18 protein-coding genes are annotated in these 21637 nt (G+C 54.5%); 7 read left to right on the top strand and 11 right to left on the bottom strand.

The genetic code is table 11. The annotated features are described in order from the left end of the window. Nucleotides 1-75: 75 nt before the first annotated feature. From ACMGG3_RS11260 to ACMGG3_RS11240, 5 genes are all read right to left on the bottom strand, one after another. Nucleotides 76-1617 carry a cyclic di-GMP phosphodiesterase gene (locus ACMGG3_RS11260; protein ID WP_020883182.1) on the bottom strand — a complete coding sequence of 514 codons (1542 nt, stop codon included), beginning with the start codon at nucleotides 1615-1617 and terminating at the stop codon, nucleotides 76-78. A 127-nt stretch (nucleotides 1618-1744) separates the two neighbouring features. Then, entirely contained in the window at nucleotides 1745-2314 is a 570-nt protein-coding gene (gene mepS / locus ACMGG3_RS11255) for a bifunctional murein DD-endopeptidase/murein LD-carboxypeptidase (RefSeq protein ID WP_014170930.1), read from the bottom strand. 416 nt (nucleotides 2315-2730) lie between these two features. Further along, a complete protein-coding gene (locus tag ACMGG3_RS11250) occupies nucleotides 2731-3444 on the bottom strand; it encodes a phosphatase PAP2 family protein (protein WP_025203633.1) in 714 nt (237 codons plus the stop codon). A 33-nt stretch (nucleotides 3445-3477) separates the two neighbouring features. Continuing rightward, the gene (locus ACMGG3_RS11245; RefSeq protein ID WP_014170928.1) at nucleotides 3478-4464 is read right to left on the bottom strand and encodes a CobW family GTP-binding protein; all 987 of its coding nucleotides are present in this window, start codon (nucleotides 4462-4464) and stop codon (nucleotides 3478-3480) included. A 123-nt stretch (nucleotides 4465-4587) separates the two neighbouring features. Continuing rightward, the gene (locus tag ACMGG3_RS11240; protein ID WP_328704706.1) at nucleotides 4588-6054 is read right to left on the bottom strand and encodes a fructuronate reductase; all 1467 of its coding nucleotides are present in this window, start codon (nucleotides 6052-6054) and stop codon (nucleotides 4588-4590) included. A gap of 204 nt (nucleotides 6055-6258) precedes the next feature. Here ACMGG3_RS11240 and uxuA point away from each other — a divergent pair, with 204 nt between their 5' ends. Continuing rightward, nucleotides 6259-7449, top strand: coding sequence for a mannonate dehydratase (uxuA, locus tag ACMGG3_RS11235; RefSeq protein WP_032678583.1), 1191 nt, complete (start codon nucleotides 6259-6261; stop codon nucleotides 7447-7449). 43 nt (nucleotides 7450-7492) lie between these two features. Here the strand turns inward: uxuA and yeiP are convergent, their stop codons facing one another. After that, on the bottom strand, nucleotides 7493-8065 hold the full coding sequence (gene yeiP / locus ACMGG3_RS11230) for an elongation factor P-like protein YeiP (RefSeq protein WP_008500940.1): 573 nt from the start codon (nucleotides 8063-8065) through the stop codon (nucleotides 7493-7495). 164 nt (nucleotides 8066-8229) lie between these two features. Between yeiP and ACMGG3_RS11225 the strand changes: the two genes are divergently transcribed. Beyond that, nucleotides 8230-8484, top strand: coding sequence for a zinc/iron-chelating domain-containing protein (locus ACMGG3_RS11225; protein ID WP_020883186.1), 255 nt, complete (start codon nucleotides 8230-8232; stop codon nucleotides 8482-8484). Here the strand turns inward: ACMGG3_RS11225 and setB are convergent. Then, nucleotides 8481-9662, bottom strand: coding sequence for a sugar efflux transporter SetB (setB, locus tag ACMGG3_RS11220; RefSeq protein WP_394245823.1), 1182 nt, complete (start codon nucleotides 9660-9662; stop codon nucleotides 8481-8483). The genes ACMGG3_RS11225 and setB overlap by 4 nt on opposite strands. Before the next feature lie 360 nt (nucleotides 9663-10022). Between setB and fruB the strand changes: the two genes are divergently transcribed. From fruB to fruA, 3 genes are read left to right on the top strand one after another with little or no spacing between them, the layout of a single operon-like run. Continuing rightward, a complete protein-coding gene (gene fruB / locus ACMGG3_RS11215; RefSeq protein WP_394245824.1) occupies nucleotides 10023-11153 on the top strand; it encodes a fused PTS fructose transporter subunit IIA/HPr protein in 1131 nt (376 codons plus the stop codon). Then, nucleotides 11153-12091 carry a 1-phosphofructokinase gene (gene fruK, locus ACMGG3_RS11210; RefSeq protein ID WP_014170919.1) on the top strand — a complete coding sequence of 313 codons (939 nt, stop codon included), beginning with the start codon at nucleotides 11153-11155 and terminating at the stop codon, nucleotides 12089-12091. Before fruB ends, fruK begins: the two co-directional genes overlap by 1 nt. Nucleotides 12092-12107: 16 nt before the next feature. Then, on the top strand, nucleotides 12108-13790 hold the full coding sequence (gene fruA / locus ACMGG3_RS11205) for a PTS fructose transporter subunit IIBC (protein WP_025203638.1): 1683 nt from the start codon (nucleotides 12108-12110) through the stop codon (nucleotides 13788-13790). A 47-nt stretch (nucleotides 13791-13837) separates the two neighbouring features. On the opposite strand, the gene nfo is transcribed toward fruA, so the two are convergent. Together nfo and ACMGG3_RS11195 are read right to left on the bottom strand one after the other, a co-directional pair. Beyond that, a complete protein-coding gene (gene nfo, locus ACMGG3_RS11200; protein ID WP_014170917.1) occupies nucleotides 13838-14695 on the bottom strand; it encodes a deoxyribonuclease IV in 858 nt (285 codons plus the stop codon). Between the two features lie 64 nt (nucleotides 14696-14759). Further along, nucleotides 14760-15806 (bottom strand): YeiH family protein, encoded by a 1047-nt coding sequence (locus tag ACMGG3_RS11195; RefSeq protein ID WP_333097943.1) that lies wholly within the window; start codon nucleotides 15804-15806, stop codon nucleotides 14760-14762. A 98-nt stretch (nucleotides 15807-15904) separates the two neighbouring features. On the opposite strand from ACMGG3_RS11195, the gene yieE reads away from it, so the two are divergent. Beyond that, nucleotides 15905-16771: a DNA-binding transcriptional regulator YeiE gene (gene yieE, locus ACMGG3_RS11190; protein ID WP_014170915.1), complete on the top strand. Its 867-nt coding sequence runs from the start codon at nucleotides 15905-15907 to the stop codon at nucleotides 16769-16771. A 171-nt stretch (nucleotides 16772-16942) separates the two neighbouring features. Further along, a complete protein-coding gene (locus tag ACMGG3_RS11185; protein WP_020883191.1) occupies nucleotides 16943-18412 on the top strand; it encodes an amino acid permease in 1470 nt (489 codons plus the stop codon). A 53-nt stretch (nucleotides 18413-18465) separates the two neighbouring features. On the opposite strand, the gene ACMGG3_RS11180 is transcribed toward ACMGG3_RS11185, so the two are convergent. Both ACMGG3_RS11180 and fghA read right to left on the bottom strand, forming a co-directional pair. Next, nucleotides 18466-20451, bottom strand: coding sequence for a ligand-gated channel protein (locus ACMGG3_RS11180; RefSeq protein ID WP_414149900.1), 1986 nt, complete (start codon nucleotides 20449-20451; stop codon nucleotides 18466-18468). 249 nt (nucleotides 20452-20700) lie between these two features. Further along, nucleotides 20701-21537 (bottom strand): S-formylglutathione hydrolase, encoded by an 837-nt coding sequence (gene fghA / locus ACMGG3_RS11175; RefSeq protein WP_014170912.1) that lies wholly within the window; start codon nucleotides 21535-21537, stop codon nucleotides 20701-20703. Between the last annotated feature and the right edge of the window lie 100 nt (nucleotides 21538-21637).

Here is a 21637-nt window from a genome sequence, read left to right as displayed (position 1 = left end):
CGCGGCGGCTCCCTTTCGACTGACCGGCTCAGTTAAGCTGAATAATAAGTGACGTCACGGGCAATGTGAAATCATTCAACGTTCAGGCTGCCATTGGCGGAACTGCTCCAGCGGCATCGGGCGGCTAATCCAGTAACCCTGAAGGAAAACAACGCCATGTTCGCGCAGCCAGGCTGCCTGCTCCGGCGTTTCCACCCCTTCGGCGACGGTCGACATATTCAGTCGTCTTGCCAGGGTGAGTACGGCATCAAGCACCGGGGAGGTCACGGTTTCCGTCCCGATCGCGTTGACAAAACCCCGGTCAATTTTGATGTAATCCATGGTGAAACGCTCAAGGTAAATCAGCGCACTGTGGCCGGTACCAAAATCATCAATCGCAATTTCAAAGCCTTCATTGTGCAGCCATTCGAAAAGATTGTTGGCTTCCCGATGGTTAACCATGTCGCGCTCGGTGATTTCCAGCACGATCTGGAAATGATCCGGCGGCATTAAGTCCAGGAAAGTGCGCATATCCTCTTTGAAGCTTTCCGCATGAAGATGCCCCGGCGCAATGTTAATGCCCAGTTTTGCGCCCGGCGGCAGAAGGGTCTGTAATACCGGCGCGTCGCGAATGATGAGGTCAAAGAGATGCAGCGTCAGCGGCACAATCAGCTTCTGCGCTTCGGCGAAGTTGATAAAGGCATCAGGCGGAATTTCCCCCATCGTCGGGTGTTTCCAGCGCATCAGGACTTCGACACCACGCATTTGCAGCGTCTCGGCATCCACAACAGGCTGATACACCACATAAAACTGACCGCGTTTAATGGCGCTCAGGATCTCTTTGCCTGGGTTAAGACGCGTGGTGAGGATATAGAAATTAAGCGAGCCGGCCGCGATCCCGCAGACCAGTCCAAAGAACACCGCGAACAGGATTTCATCGCTCGTCCACTCTTCGGCGTACAGTTTGATCGTCAGCGGAACCTCTTTTAGGGTCGCGGTGCGTGCCGGCGTTTCATGTAAATCCTGTGCCTTAACCAGTGTGGCGGACCTGGTCGACAACGCATTGTCGCCAATAATGATGGCAATGCCCGCGAACTCGTTCTGGCGTGCGGTGTAAAGCATATAGGGAGTCAGGTTGATGTTTACCGAAGTAAACACGCCGCCGTCCTTCACCAGCGGATTTCGATACCAGATGGCAATCGCGGGTCTGTGCGGCATCATCGGTGTGCCCGGCAGTAATGCCATATCAATCTGTTTATCGATGTGCAGCTCGGGTATCAGCTCTTCCATCGGGACGTTCATCGGACCGGTGGCTGAAGAGCAGTACGCCAGTTTATCCCTGACCAGCAAAAAGGCGCGCACGTTAAGGCTAAAGGCCGCGCGAGAGGTCAGCTCAGCGTTGACGTCGTGGCAGCTGTTCAGCGTGAGCGGCTGAAGGAGATCGATAGAGCTTTTTAACTCATCGAAGTAGCTTTCCATGTAGATGCTCACGTCGTCAATCAGGGTGTCGAATCTGACTTCCCGCTTGTGGTAGCTCCAGAAAAATTGCAATGAACCCAGGAGCAGGGCTGTGATCAGGCCGGTGATAAGGCTGAGGAAAAGTATCTTGCGATTACTGGAGAAGTAGCGGGTGAACATAGACGTCGTGGTTCCTGGATTGCCGCTGAATGTATTCAGTGTAACGGGCAAAAAAAAACACCGCCGAAGCAGTGCTTTTTTTTATCATATCGCCGGCCAAGGGATAACCAACGATACAATGATTATTTTAACTGCGGGTCAGTACGCGGCGCGCTTCGTTATAGCGCTTCTTCCAGTAAGGTTCGTTCATGCTGGAAATGGTCACACCGCTGCTGGTGGAGGCATGTACAAACTGGTCATTGCCAATGTAAATGCCAACATGTCGACCTGTCGAACCCGCACGGAACAGGACTAAATCCCCGGTGCGCAGTTTAGTGCGTGAAATCGACTTGCCCATCTCCTGCTGTTCGTAGGTTGAACGCGGAAGATCTAACCCAAACTGCTCACGGAAAGTACGCTGTACGAAACCGGAACAATCAATGCCTTTTTTGGTGCTGCCGCCAAGACGATAACGCACGCCTTTCCAGTCAGCATACTGGTCCATAATACGGGACTTCACGTCCAGATTACGTACCATATTTTCAAATTCATCCTGAGAGGCTTGCAGTGACGAGGAATCTTCCATTCCCACAACACGCGTCTCAGGATGCATATTCTTTGCGGTGTTCGATGTACTACATGCAGATAACAGTACCGCCACTGCTATCGCCGGGATCCCCCGTAAGATATATCTCAAAATCGGTTGAGATTTGACCATTTTGTTTATTATCCCTTGAAGTCCTTAACGACAAATATCGTTATAAAAAATGCCAAACGTGACGAGACTAATTATCTGTTCACAATGAGACAATTCTTTCTGATCACATTTGTGGCGTAGCGCACAAATTTATTCACCAGCGAAATAATTATCTCTATGGGGCAAAACGAGTTCGAGATTAACCGATTGCCTGGGGTATTGCGAGCAAAAAAAGCCTTTTTTTTATAAGAAATTGTGATACAGAAAGTAAAAATTGATAATTGTTCAAAAAGCGCACGATCAAGGTTAAAAACCGTGCAACACATTCATTTTTATCACGAATATTGTGACGAAATGATGACGGGAGGGGGCGAAACGGGAGAAAAGTGCATCAGGGATCAAAACGATCCCTGATGCATAGTGTTAATTAAGGTTAATTATTGGTTTCTGATTTGTTGCGTTTTGCCGGGGAGGTAGCGATCGAACACGGCTATTATCTTGTCGCTCAGCGGTGTCATCAGACACCACGGCAGCGCAACCAGCACAGAAGAGAGCGAACCGACTGCAATATCAGTAAACCAGTGAGCGCCAATCATTACCCGTGGGAAGGCAAAAACCACAAAAATAATCAGGGCTATCGCAAAGGCTTTTCGGCCGAAATAGCGGAGCATCACGCCGGAAAAAATAAGCAGCATCATTCCGTGATCGCCCGGGAAACTGGCCTTCGACGCATCTTTCGTTGGAATATGCAGCAGCTCGCTGACGCGATAAATATCGGGGAAGAAGAGCGTTGGGCTGGAACGCTTAACCGGAATAATGGCCGTTGCCAGCTGGTTAATTACCACCGCAAGCAGCAACATCATCAAACCAATAATCAGAATACGGCGGCGTCCTGTTTTGTCCTCTTTCAGCCAGAAAGAGAGCATCAGGCCGCCCATCGCCAGCAGCGAGCAGCCGTCAAAGGCGCGGTTATTCGTGATAGCTACCAGCCACAGGAAGGCTTCGCTCTTCACCAGCTCCTGGTTGAAGAAGTGAAAAATGGCAGAATCCAGCGGAAACCAGACACCATGATTCGCCGGGATATACCAGGAGAAAAAGAGCGCCAGACCGGCGACATTAAGCAGTAATATCAGGGGAAGTCGAGTCGTCATAACATTCAGCATAGAGTGAAATCTGGGGCAACGTTAGCCGCCCAAACTTAAACGAAGCTTCAACAGGCTGGACTGCAGGGCATTCCAGTCGGCGTTAACCGCACTAATTAACTCTATTCGGCTATCAGGTGGCGCCACATTTTGCGTTTCGATAAAGAAATCTTCGCCCTGACGGTTGATCCGCACCAGCCCGTCCGGGGTGCGCATGATCCCTTTAACACGATCGACCGGAGCCAGTCTGGCCCATTCGAGTATGCCGATGGTGTCGAATACGGTATCCGCATCGAAAATCCATCCGCAGGCCTGATAGCCCTGGCCGCTGTTAAGGTTACGACGCCAGCGCTGGTGTTCCGGCAGACTCAGGGCAGCCAGACCCTGTTTTTGCGGATGGCTGTGGGCATGTTCCGCGCTTGCCGGGAGCGCCGCCAGGTTCAGGCGAGGCAGGTCAAGCAGGGCGTTATCAATTTTCCCCTGGGTGGTCTGCACCCGCTGACGGTTGCCACCAAAATGCTGCCACCATGTCTCCAGCGCGGACTGGCTTTCCGCCGTTGCGCGATCCTCTTTATTGGCGACGATAATATCTGCCGAGGCGAGCTGGTCGCGAAAGTTCTCGTTGGTCACGGCTTTTTCATCCAGCAGCTGACGGGGGTCCAGCAGGCACAGCGTGGCACGCAGATCGATCCACGGCTCGTAGACCGGCGCGGTCAGTAAATCGAGAATTTGCTTCGGATGACCCAGCCCGGTCGGTTCAATCAGCAGACGGTCTGGTTTGCCCTGACGCAGCAGCGTATTCAGCCCGACCTGCATCGGCAGACCATTTACGCAGCACATGCAGCCACCGGGTATCTCTTTGATCATCGCGCCGCTGTCTGCCAGTAATGCGCCATCAATACCCACTTCGCCAAATTCATTGACCAGGACGGCCCATTTTTCTGCCGGATCCTTATTGGCCAGCAGGTGGAGAATTGAGGTGGTTTTACCGCTGCCGAGAAAACCGGTAATGAGGTTGGTTTTGGTCACGTGCGCTCCAGTCGATAATTGTGATGCTATAACAATTATCCATCATCCTGGCGAAAAACGGGCGCAATGAGAAGAGGGAGGGCGAACGGAGGCAATCGCCGTTCGCCTTAAGCGCAATAATCGCTAAATATTTAACGTTTCGATAACAGCCTGACGCGCGCCATGGCGGGCGATGCGCTGATAGGCCTGGCTGATGGCCTCCACGAATAGGCTATTTTGTGCGAGATCGTGACCAAAGATTTCACTCAGCCCCAGCAGGGCGTTGACGCGCTCAGCGTCGCTGCTGGCTGCAACAAGGGTGCGGATTTTATCACTCAGCGGATCGCGCACATCAATCGCGTCGCCACGCTCGTCGGTACCGCTGACGTAGCGGATCCAGCCTGCAACGCCCAGGGCCAGCAGCGGCCACGCGGTTTTACGTTCAAGATGGATGCGGATCCCATCCAGCATGCGTTGCGGCAATTTCTGGCTTCCGTCCATCGCAATTTGCCAGGTCCGGTGCTGCAGTGCCGGATTGGCAAAGCGTTCGAGCAGGCTATCGGCATAAGCCGTGAGGTCGACATCCTTAATACGCAGCGTAGGAGCCTGCTCATTTAGCATTAACCGACGTGCGGCTTCGCGAAAAGCGGTGTCTTCCATACATTCGTTGATGTGCGCATACCCGGCGAGGTATCCCAGATACGCGAGGAAAGAGTGGCTGCCGTTGAGCATGCGCAATTTCATCTGTTCCCACGGCAGCACGTCCTGCACCATTTGTACACCAGCTACTTCCCATGCCGGGCGTCCGGCAACAAAGTTGTCTTCCACTACCCACTGAATAAACGGTTCGCAGCTGATAGCACAAGGATCTTCTACTCCAAGCTCCTGCGTGATTTCTGCCAGCGACGCCTCTGTCGCGGCGGGAACAATTCGGTCGACCATGGTTCCCGGAAAGCTCACATGTGAATCAATCCACTCTGCCAGCGCCGGGTCGCGTTTCTGGGCCATGCCTAATACCGCGTTTTTCACCACATGGCCGTTATCAGGGATGTTGTCGCAGGAGAGGACGGTAAAAGCGGACAAACCGCGTTCACGGCGGCGGTGGAGCGCCTCGACCAGGATCCCGGGCGCGGAGTGCGGTTCAGACGGGTTCTCCAGATCGTGAACGATCCGGGGGTTGTGCAAATCCAGATTACCGGTGGCGGGATCGATGCAATAACCTTTCTCTGTGATGGTGAGCGACACAATGGCGACCTGAGGTTCACAAAATTTCTCAATGATGGCAGGCAGAGAATCCAGTTTTGCGTTCAGACATTCATGGACGGCACCGACGATAATCGGCTGGTTTCCCTCCGCCCCTTTTTCCAGCACGGTGAAGAGATGATCCTGTGCGCGCAACTGGCTCATCAGCACGTCGCCGCTGAAGAGGCTAATCTCACAAATACCCCAGTCGCCGCCTTTCTCATTCAGCACCCTGTTTGTTAACAAGGCCTGATGCGCGCGGTGAAATGCGCCGAAGCCAAAATGGACGATGCGAGAGCGTAACTGCTTACGATCGTAGCGAGGGAGCTGGACATGGGCAGGAAGCGAGGTGGAGGCAATTGTCTTCATGAAATACACACCTGATTAACCATTAATTAACAACGCCAGTGTAAAGTTATATGACAGCAAATTAAATTGGTGAGCCGTAAATATCCGTGAAGTGTGAGTTTGATCAATCAATGTGTGGCGGTGTGTTGACCCTTTACGGCAAACATGTATGGTAGTCGTCATCGTAGTCATCCATATTGGTATAACAACTTTAGAGGTGAGGCAATGGAACAGACCTGGCGTTGGTACGGGCCGAACGATCCGGTTTCTCTTGATGATGTGCGTCAGGCTGGCGCAACGGGTGTCGTGACGGCGCTGCATCACATTCCTAATGGTCAGGTATGGCCGATTGAAGAAATCAAAAAGCGTCAGGCGCTGCTGGCGGAAAAAGGCTTGACCTGGTCTGTGGTGGAAAGCATCCCGGTTCACGAAGATATCAAAACCCATTCAGGTGATTATCAGACCTGGATTGCCAACTACCAGCAGAGCATTCGTCACCTGGCGGCCTGCGGTATTGATACTGTTTGCTATAACTTCATGCCCATTCTTGACTGGACGCGCACCGATCTTGAGTACACGTTGCCGGACGGTTCAAAAGCATTACGTTTCGATCAGATTGCCTTTGCCGCATTTGAGCTGCACATCCTGAAACGTCCTGGTGCAGAAGCCGATTACACGGCTGAAGAGCAGCAGCAGGCGCTCGCGTGGTTTAACGCAGCCAGTGACGCCGAGATTGAAAAGCTGACCCGCAATATTATTGCTGGCCTGCCGGGCGCTGAAGAGGGCTATACGCTGGATCAGTTCCGCGCGCGACTGGCGGAATACGGGAATATTGATAAAAACCAGCTGCGTGAAAACATGGCGTTTTTCCTGCGCGCTATCGTACCGGTAGCGGAAGAAGCGGGCGTACGCCTGGCTGTGCACCCGGACGATCCTCCGCGTCCTATTCTCGGTTTACCGCGTATCGTGTCCACGATTGAAGATATGCAGTGGCTGAAAGAGACCGTGGACAGTATCTATAACGGATTCACCATGTGTACCGGCTCTTACGGCGTGCGTGCGGATAACGATCTGGTGCAGATGATTGAAACCTTCGGCGATCGTATTCACTTCACGCATCTGCGTGCGACCTGTCGTGAGGATAATCCAAAAACCTTCCATGAAGCAGCGCACCTGGGCGGCGATGTGAATATGGTCGCGGTAGTGGATGCGATTCTGGCGGAAGAGGTACGTCGTAAGCACGCGGGTGACGTTCGTCCTATCCCGTTCCGTCCCGATCATGGTCACCAGATGCTGGACGATCTGCGTAAGAAAACGAACCCAGGTTATTCGGCGATTGGTCGTCTGAAAGGCATGGCGGAAGTGCGGGGCGTTGAGCTGGCGCTGAAGATGACGAAATACCCGGAACTGCTGTAACGTCTGTTGCCCGGTGGCGTTGTGCCACCGGGCGAATATCGCATTAGTCTGCGCGACCCATATAGCGTTTTTCTTCGATATGGATGCGGATTTTCTCGCCCGCGGAGAGGTATTCTGGCACCTGCACCACCAGACCGGTCGTCAGGGTTGCTGGTTTGTTGCGGGCACTTGCGGATGCACCTTTGATGCCCGGAGCCGTTTCCACGATTTCCAGATCCACGGTCTGTGGCAGCTCCAGCGCCAGCAGCACGCCATCCCAGGTCAGAACCTGCATGTCAGGCATCCCGCCTTCAGGAATGAAGAGGAGTTCTTCTTCAATCTGATCTTTGGTGAAGATATACGGGGTGTAATCTTCTTTATCCATGAACACGTATTCGTTGCCATCAATGTAGGAAAAATCAACATAGCGGCGGGTCAGGGTCACGGTATCAACGATATCGTCACCTTTAAAACGTTCTTCCACTTTCAGACCGGTACGCACATCGGCGAAACGCATTTTGTACAGCGTTGCTGCACCACGGGCGCTCGGGGCCTGAATATCGATATCTTTCACAATCAGCAGCTTGCCGTTGTAATTCAGTACCATACCTTTCTTAATTTCGTTCGCTCTTGGCATTGCAGTAATCCTGTTTACGGGTGGTAAAAAATATCGCGCCAAATTACTCGTGCTCGGCCTTTCAGGCAAGCGGAATTCGTGGCTTTTGCTATCAATACACAAAAGGTGTTACTGTGCGCGCAATGCCCGACTGCGCGGGCGTTCTTCAGCGAAAGAGAGCCTGTATGGATTGTCGTCCCGATTGTGGCGCGTGTTGTACCGCACCGTCCATTTCAAGCCCCATTCCTGGCATGCCGGACGGCAAACCTGCCAATACCCGCTGTGTGCAGCTTGCTGAAAATAACCTGTGCATGATCTTTGGTTCCCCGCTGCGCCCGAAAGTCTGTTCCGGCCTTCAGCCGTCCGCGGAGATGTGCGGCAGCACGCGCACACAGGCGATCACCTACCTTCTTGAGCTGGAAGCGCTCACCGCCCCTTAAACGTCCTTAATTCGCACCAGACACGCTATCGTCAGCGTACACATCACCAGCGCAATCCAGAATACCGTGTGATAGCTCCAGATCTCGGCCACGATGCCGGCCATTGAACCTGCAATAATCCAGCCCACGCGAGTGGTATTGGTATAAAGGGTGGTGGCGGAGCCTGCCTGGCCTGGCATCAGGTCCTGGAAGTAGAGCATGCCAATCCCGGCGAGTATGCCGATATAAATGGCGTTGAGAAGCTGCAATGCCAGCAAGAGTCCCGGCGTGTGCACCGTCAGCATACCGATATAGAACAGCAGTCCTGCGACAGCCGCGATGCGCATTAAAAAACGCTTTCCGAAACGCTTCGCGTAATAGCCCGCGATCAGCATGGTCGGGATCTCAAGCCCAGCCGCGGTTCCCATCATAATGCCCGCCAGCTTCTCTGGCAGATGCAGCTCATCAATAATAAACAGCGGCATGTTGATAATATAAAGGCTGTTTGTTCCCCACATCAACGTACAGATAACAAACAGGAGCAGCGCATCACGACGGTTATGGCGCGGGGCTTCCAGTACGCCTGAAGCCACTTTGGGCTCTTTGCGCATCGACGGCAGGAAGAACCACACCATGGTGCCGCACACCACAAACGCGACAGCCGCACTCAGGTACATCACCGTAAAGCCAAACCCCATCGCCAGGGCATACGCCAGCGGCGGGCCAATGACCCATGCCAGCGACACCTGGGCACGCAGAATAGAGCTGAACATCACCGCTTCACGACCGGTATGGTCGGCGTGCTCGCGGGCGAGGGCGAACATCTGCGGGTTCGCCGTGGAACCGAAGCTGCTCAGGAACACCCCCACGAACAGCAGGATGAAATAGTTGCGGTTAAAAGCAAACAACACGCAGGCAAACACCCCGAGAAGGCAGCAAAAGACGATCAGACTTTTACGATCGCCTTTTCTGTCGGAACGCCCCGCCAGAAACTGACTCACCAGAATGCCGATGATGGCACTGCCGGTAAAAAAGAAGCCAACCATTGCAGGACGGGCGTGGACTTCATTGGTCAGAAACAGGCTCAGCGTGGGCGTCTGTAACGCCCCGGCAATGCCGGTAAGGAAGGCAACAATCAAAAACGCCGTGGACGTCAAATCAAAGGGTTTTGGCGAGGCGGCGGCAGGGGTGTTATGCATACTTTCAGTGTCAGCAAGTCATAAAGAGACGCGGAGTGTACGACGCTTGTCAGAAAATAAACAGGTACTGCGGTCAATTTCGCCACGAAAAATCAAAATGCCATTTCAATTAACAGTCGCGGGCTGAACTTAGCTGAAACTGACTTGCTGAACGTCAGCAAGATTCAGCTGAGCGAAGAAGAAATGTGCTGTATCTCTAAATTCTGCATCGCCATTTGTAACTTTTCTTGCAAGGTTAAGCAGAAAGCGCAAGACTTTTTGAAACGTTTCAGCGCTATCTTGTTTTAACAAACGGAGCAGGCTAGCGCATTTTTTCTCATTTAAGCTGAAACGATTCAAGTTCAGCAGGAGAGGAGAACCATGTTCCAGTTATCTGTTCAGGATATCCACCCGGGCGCTCAGGCCGGGAACAAAGAAGAGGCCATTCGCCAGGTTGCCGCTGCCCTTGTGCAGGCGGGTAATGTCGCGGACGGCTACGTTAACGGCATGCTGGCGCGCGAGCAGCAGACCTCCACTTTCCTCGGCAATGGCATTGCCATTCCGCACGGTACAACGGACACCCGCGGTCAGGTGCTGAAAACCGGCGTTCAGGTTTATCAGTTCCCTCAGGGTGTGGTGTGGGGCGACGGTCAGGTTGCTTACGTGGCAATCGGTATCGCTGCCAGCAGCGACGAGCACCTGGGCCTGCTGCGTCAGCTGACGCATGTGCTGAGCGATGATTCGGTGGCTGAACAGCTGAAGTCCGCGACGACTGCGGAAGAGCTGCGCGCGTTGCTGATGGGCGAAAAACAGAGTGAAGCGCTGAAACTGGATAATGAAACATTGACCCTGGATGTTGTGGCGAGCGATCTGGTCACGCTGCAGGCGCTGAACGCAGGCCGCCTGAAAGAAGCCGGTGCGGTAGACGCGTCCTTTATCACGCGCGTTATCAATGAGAAGCCGCTGAACCTGGGACAAGGTATCTGGCTGAACGACAGTGCTGAAGGTAACCTGCGCAGCGCTATCGCGGTGAGCCGCGCGGCCAACGCGTTTGACGTTGAGGGCGCGCACGCTGCGATGCTGATCACCGTCGCGATGACCGATGAACAGCCGGTTTCCGCGTTAAAACGTCTTGGCGATCTGCTGCTGAATGACAAGGCTGAAAAACTGCTGAACGCTGACGCAAGCACGCTGCTGGCGCTGCTGACCAGCGATGATGTGCTGACTGATGACGTGCTGACCGCTGAGTTTGTAGTGCGTAACGAGCACGGCCTGCATGCCCGTCCTGGCACCATGCTGGTGAATACCATTAAACAATTCGAAAGTGAGATTACCGTGACTAACCTTGATGGCACGGGCAAACCGGCCAACGGCCGTAGCCTGATGAAAGTTGTCGCGCTGGGCGTGAAGAAAGGTCACCGTCTGCGCTTTACCGCACAGGGTGCTGATGCTGAACAGGCGCTGAAAGCGATTGGCGACGCCATCGCGGCAGGTCTGGGGGAGGGCGCATAATGAGCAGACGTGTTGCGACTATTACGCTGAACCCGGCATACGACCTGGTGGGGTTTTGCCCGGAGATTGAGCGCGGCGAAGTAAACCTCGTGCGTACCACTGGCCTGCATGCTGCAGGTAAAGGGATTAACGTCGCGAAAGTGCTCAAGGATCTCGGTATCGATGTCACCGTGGGCGGATTCCTCGGTAAAGATAACCAGGATGGTTTCCAGCAGCTGTTCAGCGAGCTGGGGATTGCTAACCGTTTTCAGGTTGTTCAGGGTCGTACCCGTATCAACGTCAAGCTGACGGAGAAAGACGGCGAAGTGACCGATCTGAACTTCTCAGGCTTCGAGGTGACTCCGTCAGACTGGGAGCGCTTCGTGAACGACTCTCTGACCTGGCTTGGTCAGTTCGACATGGTCTGCGTCAGCGGCAGCCTGCCGTCCGGCGTGAGCCCTGAAGCGTTCACCGACTGGATGACGCGTCTGCGAAGCCAGTGCCCATGCATTATTTTTGACAGCAGCCGTGACGCGCTGGTCGCCGGCCTGAAAGCCTCGCCGTGGCTGGTGAAGCCGAATCGCCGCGAACTGGAGATCTGGGCTGGCCGTAAGCTGCCAGAATTAAAAGATGTGATTGACGCTGCCCATGCGCTGCGCGAGCAGGGTATCGCTCACGTGGTTATCTCTCTTGGTGCAGAAGGGGCGCTGTGGGTTAACGCTTCTGGCGAATGGATCGCCAAACCGCCATCGGTTGACGTTGTCAGCACCGTTGGCGCAGGGGATTCAATGGTTGGCGGTCTGATTTATGGCCTGCTGATGCGTGAATCCAGTGAACATACTTTACGTCTTGCCACCGCCGTTGCTGCCCTGGCCGTTAGCCAGAGCAATGTCGGTATTACCGATCGTACCCAGTTAGCCGCGATGATGGCGCGCGTTGACTTAAAACCTTTTAACTAACAGCAGGAGAGGAATAATGAAAACGCTGCTGATCATTGACTCCGGTCTCGGACAGGCTCGCGCCTATATGGCGAAGACCTTGCTGGGAGCGGCGGCGAACAAAGCACATCTCGAGATGACGGATAACCCGGGCGACGCCGAAATGGTGATTGTTCTGGGTGATAAAATTCCCGCTGACAGTGCGCTGAATGGCAAAAAAGTGTGGCTGGGCGACATCAATCGCGCGGTGGCACACCCGGAGCTGTTCCTGAGCGAAGCGAAAGGTCATGCGTCTGTTTACAGCGCACCGGTCGCGGCGCCGGTTGCCGCGTCCGGACCAAAACGTATTGTGGCGATCACGGCCTGCCCGACGGGCGTGGCTCATACCTTTATGGCGGCTGAAGCCATTGAAACCGAAGCGAAAAAACGCGGCTGGTGGGTAAAAGTTGAAACACGTGGATCCGTTGGTGCGGGCAACGCAATCACCCCTGAAGAGGTGGCTGAAGCCGATCTGGTGATGGTTGCGGCTGACATCGAAGTGGACCTGGCGAAATTTGCCGGTAAGCCGATGTACCGCACGTCAACGGGCCTGGCGCTGAAAAAGACCGCTCAGGAGTTTGATAAAGCGCTGGTGGAAGCGAAGCCGTATCAGGCAACGGGGTCCACGCAAACTGCGACGGAAGGTAAGAAAGAGTCAGCTGGCGCCTATCGCCATCTGCTGACCGGCGTGTCTTATATGCTGCCGATGGTGGTGGCGGGCGGTCTGTGTATTGCCCTCTCGTTCGCGTTTGGTATTACCGCGTTTAAAGAAGAAGGCACGCTGGCTGCCGCCCTGATGCAGATTGGTGGTGGTTCCGCGTTTGCCCTGATGGTGCCGGTGCTGGCAGGCTTTATCGCCTTCTCCATCGCTGACCGTCCGGGCCTGACGCCGGGTCTTATCGGCGGTATGCTGGCGGTGAGCACCGGTTCTGGCTTTATCGGCGGTATCATTGCCGGTTTCCTGGCGGGTTACGTTGCGAAGCTTATTAGCTCGAAGCTGAAACTGCCGCAGAGTATGGAAGCGCTGAAACCGATTCTGATCATCCCGTTGATTTCCAGCCTGGTGGTGGGCCTGGCGATGATTTACCTCATCGGTAAACCTGTAGCGGGTATCCTGGCGGGTCTGACCCACTGGCTGCAAACCATGGGTACCGCGAATGCGGTACTGCTGGGAGCTATTCTCGGTGGCATGATGTGTACCGACATGGGTGGCCCGGTGAACAAAGCAGCATACGCATTCGGTGTTGGCCTGCTGAGTACCCAGACCTACGCGCCAATGGCAGCGATTATGGCGGCCGGTATGGTGCCACCATTGGCTCTTGGCCTGGCAACCATCATTGCACGTCGTAAGTTCGACAAAGCGCAGCAGGAAGGGGGGAAAGCCGCCCTGGTACTTGGCCTGTGCTTTATCACCGAAGGGGCAATTCCGTTCGCGGCGCGTGACCCAATGCGCGTGCTGCCATGCTGTATCGTGGGGGGCGCGGTAACCGGTGCTATCTCCATGGCGGTTGGCGCGAAACTGATGGCACCACATGGCGGTCTGTTCGTGCTGCTGATCCCAGGTGCAATCACGCCAGTGCTGGGTTATCTGCTGGCGATTGTGGCCGGTACGCTGGTGGCAGGTCTCTCTTACGCGGTGCTGAAACGTCCGGAAGCGGAAGGGGTCGCGAAAGCGGCGTAAGCGGTAAAACAATAAAAAAGCCGGGTGCTTATGCGACCCGGCTTTTTTTATGCCGCCTGTTCAGCGGTTTGCTGTGCCTTCAGCCAGGCAATCTCTTCTGCCCAGATGTCCGGATTAATGGTTTCCAGCACCATCGGGATACCGTCGAAACGGGCATCCTGCATAATAAAGCGAAACGCATCGTGGCCAATATTGCCTTCACCGAGGCTGTGATGGCGGTCCACGCGGCTGCCAAACGCGCTTTTCGCATCGTTCAAGTGCATTCCGCGCAGATACTTGAAGCCCACAATGCGTTCAAACTCATCGAAGGTCTTTTTCGTCTCATCAAGCGTTCGCAGATCGTAACCCGCGGCAAAGGCATGGCAGGTATCAATACATACGCCCACGCGGGATTTATCCTCCACGCCGTCAATAATGGCCGCCAGATGTTCGAACTTAAAGCCGAGGTTACTGCCCTGCCCGGCGGTGTTCTCGATGACCGCCGTCACGCCCTGGGTTTTATCCAGCGTGATGTTGATGGATTCGGCAATGCGCGCCAGACAGGCATCTTCGTCAATCTGCATCAGATGACTTCCCGGATGGAAGTTCAACAGCGTCAGCCCAAGCTGCTCGCAGCGCTGCACTTCATCAAGAAACGCCTCGCGGGATTTCTCCAGCGCCTCCTGCACGGGATGGCCGAGGTTAATGAGATAGCTGTCGTGGGGAAGGATTTGACCCGGCCCGTAGTGGTATTTCTCACAGGCGGCTTTGAAATCATCAATCACTTCAGAGGTGAGCGGGGCGGCGCGCCACTGGCGCTGGTTCTTGGTGAACAGGGCGAAAGCGGTCGCCTCAATTTCGGCGGCGCGAATGGCGGCATTCGCAAGGCCACCTGCAGCGCTGACGTGCGCTCCAACATATTTCATAAAGGGACTCCTGTTAACCCGAAATACGTATGATAGCGGGTTAACAGGAGAAGGATGAAGTGGTTTATGCCATCAGGCTATGTACCGCGAGGTTAATCGCACCGCCGCCAACGATCAGCCAGATGAAGAGTACCAGCGCCATCAGCAGCGGTTTTGAACCTGCTTTTTTCAGCGCGCTAACGTGTGTCGTGACCCCGAGCGCCGCCATCGCCATCGCCAGCAGGACGGTATCAAGCGTGACCAGCATATCCACCACGGCTTTCGGCAGCAGGTGGAAGGAGTTAAATACCGCCACCACGATGAAAAGAATCGCAAACCACGGAATGGTGATTTTACTCTTCTGGCTACTGCCTGCCGGCGCGAGTTGTTTTACGCGAGCGGCCAGGATAATCAGGAACGGAGCCAGCATCATGACGCGCAGCATTTTGGCAATGACCGCGGCATTTTCCGCATCCGGATTAATGGCGTGACCCGCCGCCACCACCTGAGCCACTTCATGCATGGTTGAACCAATATAAATGCCGTAGGTCTCCGGGCTAAACCAGTGCGCAACCAGCGGGTACATGGCCGGGTAGAGGAAAATCGCCAGCGTACCGAAAATAACCACGGTCGCGACGGCAACCGTCACTTTGCTGGATTCTGCCTTAACGACAGGCTCGGTTGCCAGTACCGCGGCAGCCCCGCAGATGCTGCTGCCGGCACCAATCAGCCAGCTGGTTTGTTTATCCAGCCCAAACACTTTCTGGCCAATAAAGCAGGCCAGTAAAAAGGTGCTGGTCAGGGTCAGGACGTCAATAGCGATCCCGCTGACGCCGACATCCGCAATCTGTGAAAAGGTCAGGCGGAAGCCGTAAAGGATAATCCCGAGGCGCAGCAGATGCTGTTTGGCGAAAATAACCCCGCCATCACAGGACTTCCAGATATGGGGGTAAACGGTATTTCCCACCACCATGCCGAGCAATATTGCCAGCGTTAAGGCACTAAAACCTGCCCCGGCGACGGCCGGAATACTGCCGCCCCATAACGCTACGCCAGTTACCACCGCGCTGAGCGCAAGACCCGGCACGAAGTGCCACAATGTACGTTGATGCTGTAAGGTGTGTTCTGACATAACCTTCTCCTTTATCTGGCTAAAAGGTTACGGCGTTGTGGCTTAAAAATAAAATTGATTATATACTTATAATCAATCTATATAAGTGGTAAGTAACCATGCACATTACGTTGCGTCAGCTGGAAGTTTTTGCCGAAGTGCTGAAAAGCGGGTCGACGACGCAGGCCTCGCAAATGCTGGCGCTGTCCCAGTCCGCGGTAAGCGCAGCCCTGACCGATCTGGAAGGGCAACTGGGGGTTCAGCTTTTCGACAGAGTGGGGAAACGGCTGGTCGTCAATGAACATGGCCGCCTGCTGTACCCGCGCGCGCTGGCATTGCTGGAGCAGGCGACTGAAATCGAACAATTGTTCCGCGAAGAGAACGGGGCCATCCGCGTTTACGCCAGCAGTACGATCGGCAATTACATTCTGCCGGAAGTGATTGCCCGTTATCGCCGGGATTTCCCGACCCTGCCGCTGGAGATGAGCGTTGGCAATAGCCAGGATGTCATCAATGCGGTGATCGATTTCCGCGTGGACATCGGTTTGATTGAAGGGCCGTGTCACAACGTCGATATCATTGCTGAACCCTGGTTGGAAGATGAGCTGGTGGTGTTCGCCTCCCCGGCCTCTTCTTTATTACAGGGTGAAGTGACGCTGGAACGGCTGGCTCAGGCGCAGTGGATCCTCCGGGAACAGGGCTCCGGTACCCGTGAAATTGTCGATTACCTGCTGCTCTCTCACCTGCCGCATTTCCGGCTGAGTATGGAGCTGGGCAACTCGGAAGCCATCAAACACGCGGTCCGTCATGGGCTGGGCATCAGCTGTCTCTCCCGGCGGGTGATTGCTGAACAGCTTGAGGCCGGCACGCTGGTCGAAATACCGCTCCCGTTGCCTAAACTGGTGCGCACGTTGTGGTGCATTCATCATCGTCAGAAACACCTTTCCAGCTCGCTGCAGCGTTTTCTGCGCTATTGCGACATGTAAACCCGCAATGCGGATCCTCTCTCCGTTGGGAGAGGGGAGATGCAGATGCGTGCTTTACTTATAATCCTGGCCGAGTCATGAAGCTCTCTTATAACTGAGCATTTCTGCCGGAAGGAACGCGTATCGTCTGCTACAATCGCGCCTCATTTGTTGAAGGGACAGCATTTTCACATGGTTTCAGAAATTAAAACCACAGAAGCGCCCGCGCTACGTCGCGAACTTAAGGCGCGTCACCTGACGATGATCGCTATCGGCGGTTCAATCGGTACAGGTCTTTTTGTTGCCTCTGGCGCAACAATTTCGGCAGCCGGCCCGGGTGGGGCACTTTTCTCTTATATCCTGATTGGCCTGATGGTGTACTTCCTGATGACCAGTCTGGGCGAACTGGCGGCGTACATGCCGGTATCCGGTTCGTTTTCGACCTACGGTCAAAAATACGTTGAAGAAGGCTTCGGCTTCGCGCTGGGCTGGAACTACTGGTACAACTGGGCCGTTACTATTGCCGTTGACCTGGTCGCCGCACAGCTGGTGATGAACTGGTGGTTCCCGGACACGCCAGGCTGGATCTGGAGTGCGCTGTTCCTGGCGGTGATCTTCCTGCTCAACTACATCTCCGTGCGTGGTTTTGGCGAAGCGGAATACTGGTTCTCTTTGATCAAAGTGGCAACCGTCATCATCTTTATCGTCGTCGGTGTGGCGATGATCGTTGGTATTTTCAAAGGCGCTCAACCTGCAGGATGGAGTAACTGGAGCATTGGCGATGCGCCATTTGCGGGTGGATTCTCGGCCATGATTGGCGTGGCGATGATTGTCGGCTTCTCCTTCCAGGGAACCGAGCTGATCGGGATTGCTGCCGGTGAATCCGAGAACCCGGAGAAGAACATTCCACGCGCGGTGCGTCAGGTATTCTGGCGTATCCTGCTGTTCTATGTGTTTGCGATTTTGATTATCAGCCTGATCATTCCTTACACCGATCCAAGCCTGCTGCGCAATGATGTGAAAGACATCAGCGTTAGCCCGTTCACGCTGGTCTTCCAGCATGCCGGTCTGCTCTCCGCCGCGGCGGTGATGAACGCCGTTATCCTGACCGCCGTGCTCTCAGCGGGTAACTCCGGCATGTATGCGTCTACCCGTATGCTCTATACCCTGGCATGCGACGGCAAAGCGCCACGCATCTTTTCTAAGCTGTCCCGTGGCGGCGTACCGCGTAACGCCCTGTATGCCACAACGGTGATTGCCGGTCTGTGCTTCCTGACCTCCATGTTTGGCAACCAGACGGTGTACCTGTGGCTGCTCAATACGTCCGGTATGACGGGCTTTATCGCCTGGCTCGGGATTGCTATCAGCCACTATCGCTTCCGCCGCGGTTACGTTATGCAAGGTCATGACATCAATGACCTGCCGTATCGCTCAGGGTTCTTCCCACTGGGGCCTATTTTCGCCTTCATTCTGTGCCTGATTATTACGCTGGGACAGAACTATGAAGCGTTCCTTGCGGACCGTATCGACTGGGGTGGTGTAACGGCGACCTACATCGGTATTCCGCTGTTCCTGATAATCTGGTTTGGTTACAAACTGACGAAGGGGACGCGCTTTGTTCGCTACAGTGAAATGGAATTTCCGGGACGCGTAAAACAATAACCGCACTTCCTCTCTTTTAGCCCGCTCGGTTGAGCGGGCTTTTTTATTGGCGATCAGAAGCTGTAGGTCATGCCGACAGTGTAACGGCGGCCATCAAGTACGGTATCGTAAGTCTCGTAATCAATCTGTTTATCCAGCACGTTATACACGCCTGCGGTTACCAGCAGGTTCTTGTTGGCGTTATAACGCAGACCCACATCAACCTGCGTGTAAGACGGTGTGCCCTGTGACATTGAGGTCCGGCTGAGATACTCAGAAGATTTGCCGCGGAAGTTCAGGCGGCTCCAGAAGCCCACATCCTGCGTAGCCTGCCAGTCCAGCGTGGTGTTGAACATATGCTTAGGCATTTTATTCAGCGGCTTACCGGAGAACTGACCGCTCTTCTGCTCGGATTCGGTATAGGTGTAGTTAGCCGTCCAGTTAACATCACGGGTGATTTTCCAGCCGAAAGTGGATTCCACACCGCGCATGTTGGCTTTGTCGACGTTGACCCGGTCGCTGACAAAATCGTAGGCATGGCCGCCAATCGTACAGGCAGGGTCGGCACTGCTGTTACAGCGACGTACTTCAGTGATTTTGTTTTTGAAGTCGGTATTGAACAGCGTAACGCCGGCGTTAAGACTGTCATTGTTATCCCAGAGCAGGGCGATCTCTTCGCTCAGACTCTTCTCCGGCTTGAGGTCCGGGTTACCCACGATCATGCCGTCCAGCCGACCGCCGCCCGTTGCCTGACCCCAGCTGGCGGAGGACTGACGCAGATCCGGTGCACGGTAGCCGGCAGAAACGCCCCCTTTTAACGTCCACTGTTCTGCAAGGTGCCACACCCCATAACCGCGAGGCGTCCAGTTGGTGCCATAGTTCTGGTCTTTATCCATACGCAGACCACCGGTCGCCGTGAAGCTATCGGTCATCGCCCACTCATCTTCAGCAAACAGCGCCCAGCTCCAGCGCGTCAGTTTGTTGAGCCCGTCCGCCGCCTCAAGCTGGTTACCGTTGTCACGCAGCTTCTCATAGCGATACTGACCGCCGAGGGTCAGGGTATGGTCGCCGAGGAAGATCTGGTTCTGGTTGTTGAAAGTGGTGTTATACGAACGCATTTTGCGAACCGGGTTATTGGTCTCTTCCTGCTGGATGTAGCTGGTAGTGTTGAAGTCGCTGTAGTAACCGCTGTGGGTAAGGGAATAGGTCGTATGTTCGTAGCGGGTTTCGCTTTTGCTGTTTGGCGTGCAGGTTGTCCCGCGGCAGGTTTCAGTCGCTTTCGACTTGCCCGGCGTGCTGTTTCGGTCCTGAAGTTCGCGGGCAAAATCGAGGTCAAAATCGTTCTGCTCGTCCGGGGTAAAGTTCAGCGTGATCCCGCCGTTACGCATTTTCTGCTCATTGAAACCGTTCAGGATCTGATCTTCCGCGCGACGTGAGAGCAGGCCTGTCACTTTTGCACCGAGCAGTCCGTCAATTAACGGGCCGGAAGCGTAGGCGTTGGTCTGGAAGATATCCCCGGAATCATGGTTCTCCTGGAACGTGGCATCGCCGTGTAACGATCCGGTCCAGGCTTTGGTATTCGAGACTTTTTTGGTAATGATGTTGATTACGCCGCCCATTGCATCTGAGCCATAGAGCGATGACATGGGCCCGCGGATCACTTCGATGCGCTCGATAGACTCCAGCGGCGGTAGCCAGCCTTGCTCAATGCCCGAGTTATCGCTGTTCGGGCGCGTGCTGCGTGTGCTGACGCGCTTGCCATTGACCAGGAACAAGGTGTACTGGGACGCCATGCCGCGAATGCTGATATCGCTGCTGCTTCCGCCGCCCGTGACGACGACGCCCGGGACATCTTTTAGCGCATCGGTCACATCGCGGTAAGCCTTGTCTTCAATCTGCTGCTTTGAAATGACGGAGATAGAAGCCGGGGCATTCTGGATTTTTTGCTCAAAACCCGTGGCGGTCACCACCACGGTATCCGGGTCGGCTGCGTGAGCAAGAGGGGAGAGCATGGCGGCGCTGATGGCAACAGCCAGTAACGTAACGCGTGGTATTGTCATTTGAACATTCCATATCAAAAAGAAAAACACTCCATCGGGTAACCCTGAGAACTGTATGTATTTGTCTTGTAAGAACTCTTTGTGATGGAGAAGAGCCTGGAATTGTACAAAAGAATGTGAAATTGTAAACACAAATGATAATCGAAATCATTTGTGTTTTGGCACTGATTAGTGAAACTGGCTTTTATTCAAAGGGATAGGGTTTTGAGGCCCGGCAGACGGAGCGCCACCGGGCAAGGAGGGAGGAACTTACTTAAACAGATGCGCCGCATGGAAGCGGAGATGATCTTCAATAAATGACGCCATAAAGTAATAGCTGTGGTCATACCCTGGCTGGATACGCAGCGTCAGCGGCCAGTCCTTCTGGCGTGCCGCTTCGGCCAGCACCGCAGGTTGTAGCTGACCGGCGAGGAACTGATCCGCATCGCCCTGATCGATCAGCGTCGGGATGGCGTCCCCCGTGTTGCTGGCCAGCATCAGCGCACAGCTGTCCCACGCCTGCCATTTATCCGTGTCACTGCCCAGATAATGGGTGAAGGCTTTCTGACCCCATGGCACCTGGGTGGGGTTCACAATCGGGGCAAATGCCGACACGCTGGTGTATTTTCCCGGATTTTTCAGCGCCATTATCAACGCGCCGTGTCCACCCATGGAGTGTCCGCTAATGGCGCAGCGGTCGCTTACCTCAAATTCGGCCTGAACCAGCGCAGGCAGTTCGTCACGAATGTAATCATACATGCGGTAATGACGTGCCCAGGGCTGCTCTGTCGCGTTCAGGTAGAATCCGGCGCCTTTGCCCAGATCGTACCCGGCATCATCGGCGACATCATCGCCACGCGGGCTGGTGTCAGGCATGACCAGCGCAATCCCCAGTTCAGCCGCAATACGCTGCGCGCCCGCTTTGGTGGTGAAGTTTTCGTCGGTACAGGTTAAACCGGACAGCCAGAACAGCACGGGTGGCTTTACGCCCGTTTCAGTTGGCGGCAAAAAAATGCTGAACGTCATGGCACAGTTCAGTACGCTGGAGTCGTGTCGCCAGCGCTGCTGTCGACCTTCAAAACAACGATGCTCTTCGAGCAGTTCCATGCAGGGCTCCTTAATACGAATTGCTATTCATTCGGCCCATAATACAGAGTTTTCATTTACCTGTGAGTAACTTTCACTTTCGCAGGACGGTAAGATGCGG

The sequence above is a fragment of the Enterobacter sp. BNK-18 genome (assembly GCF_047456135.1).
In the GTDB taxonomy this organism is placed as follows: Bacteria; Pseudomonadota; Gammaproteobacteria; order Enterobacterales; family Enterobacteriaceae; genus Enterobacter; species Enterobacter ludwigii.
The sequence above is the reverse complement of the archived record's forward strand: the minus strand, read 5'-3'. Positions and strand labels throughout refer to the sequence as shown.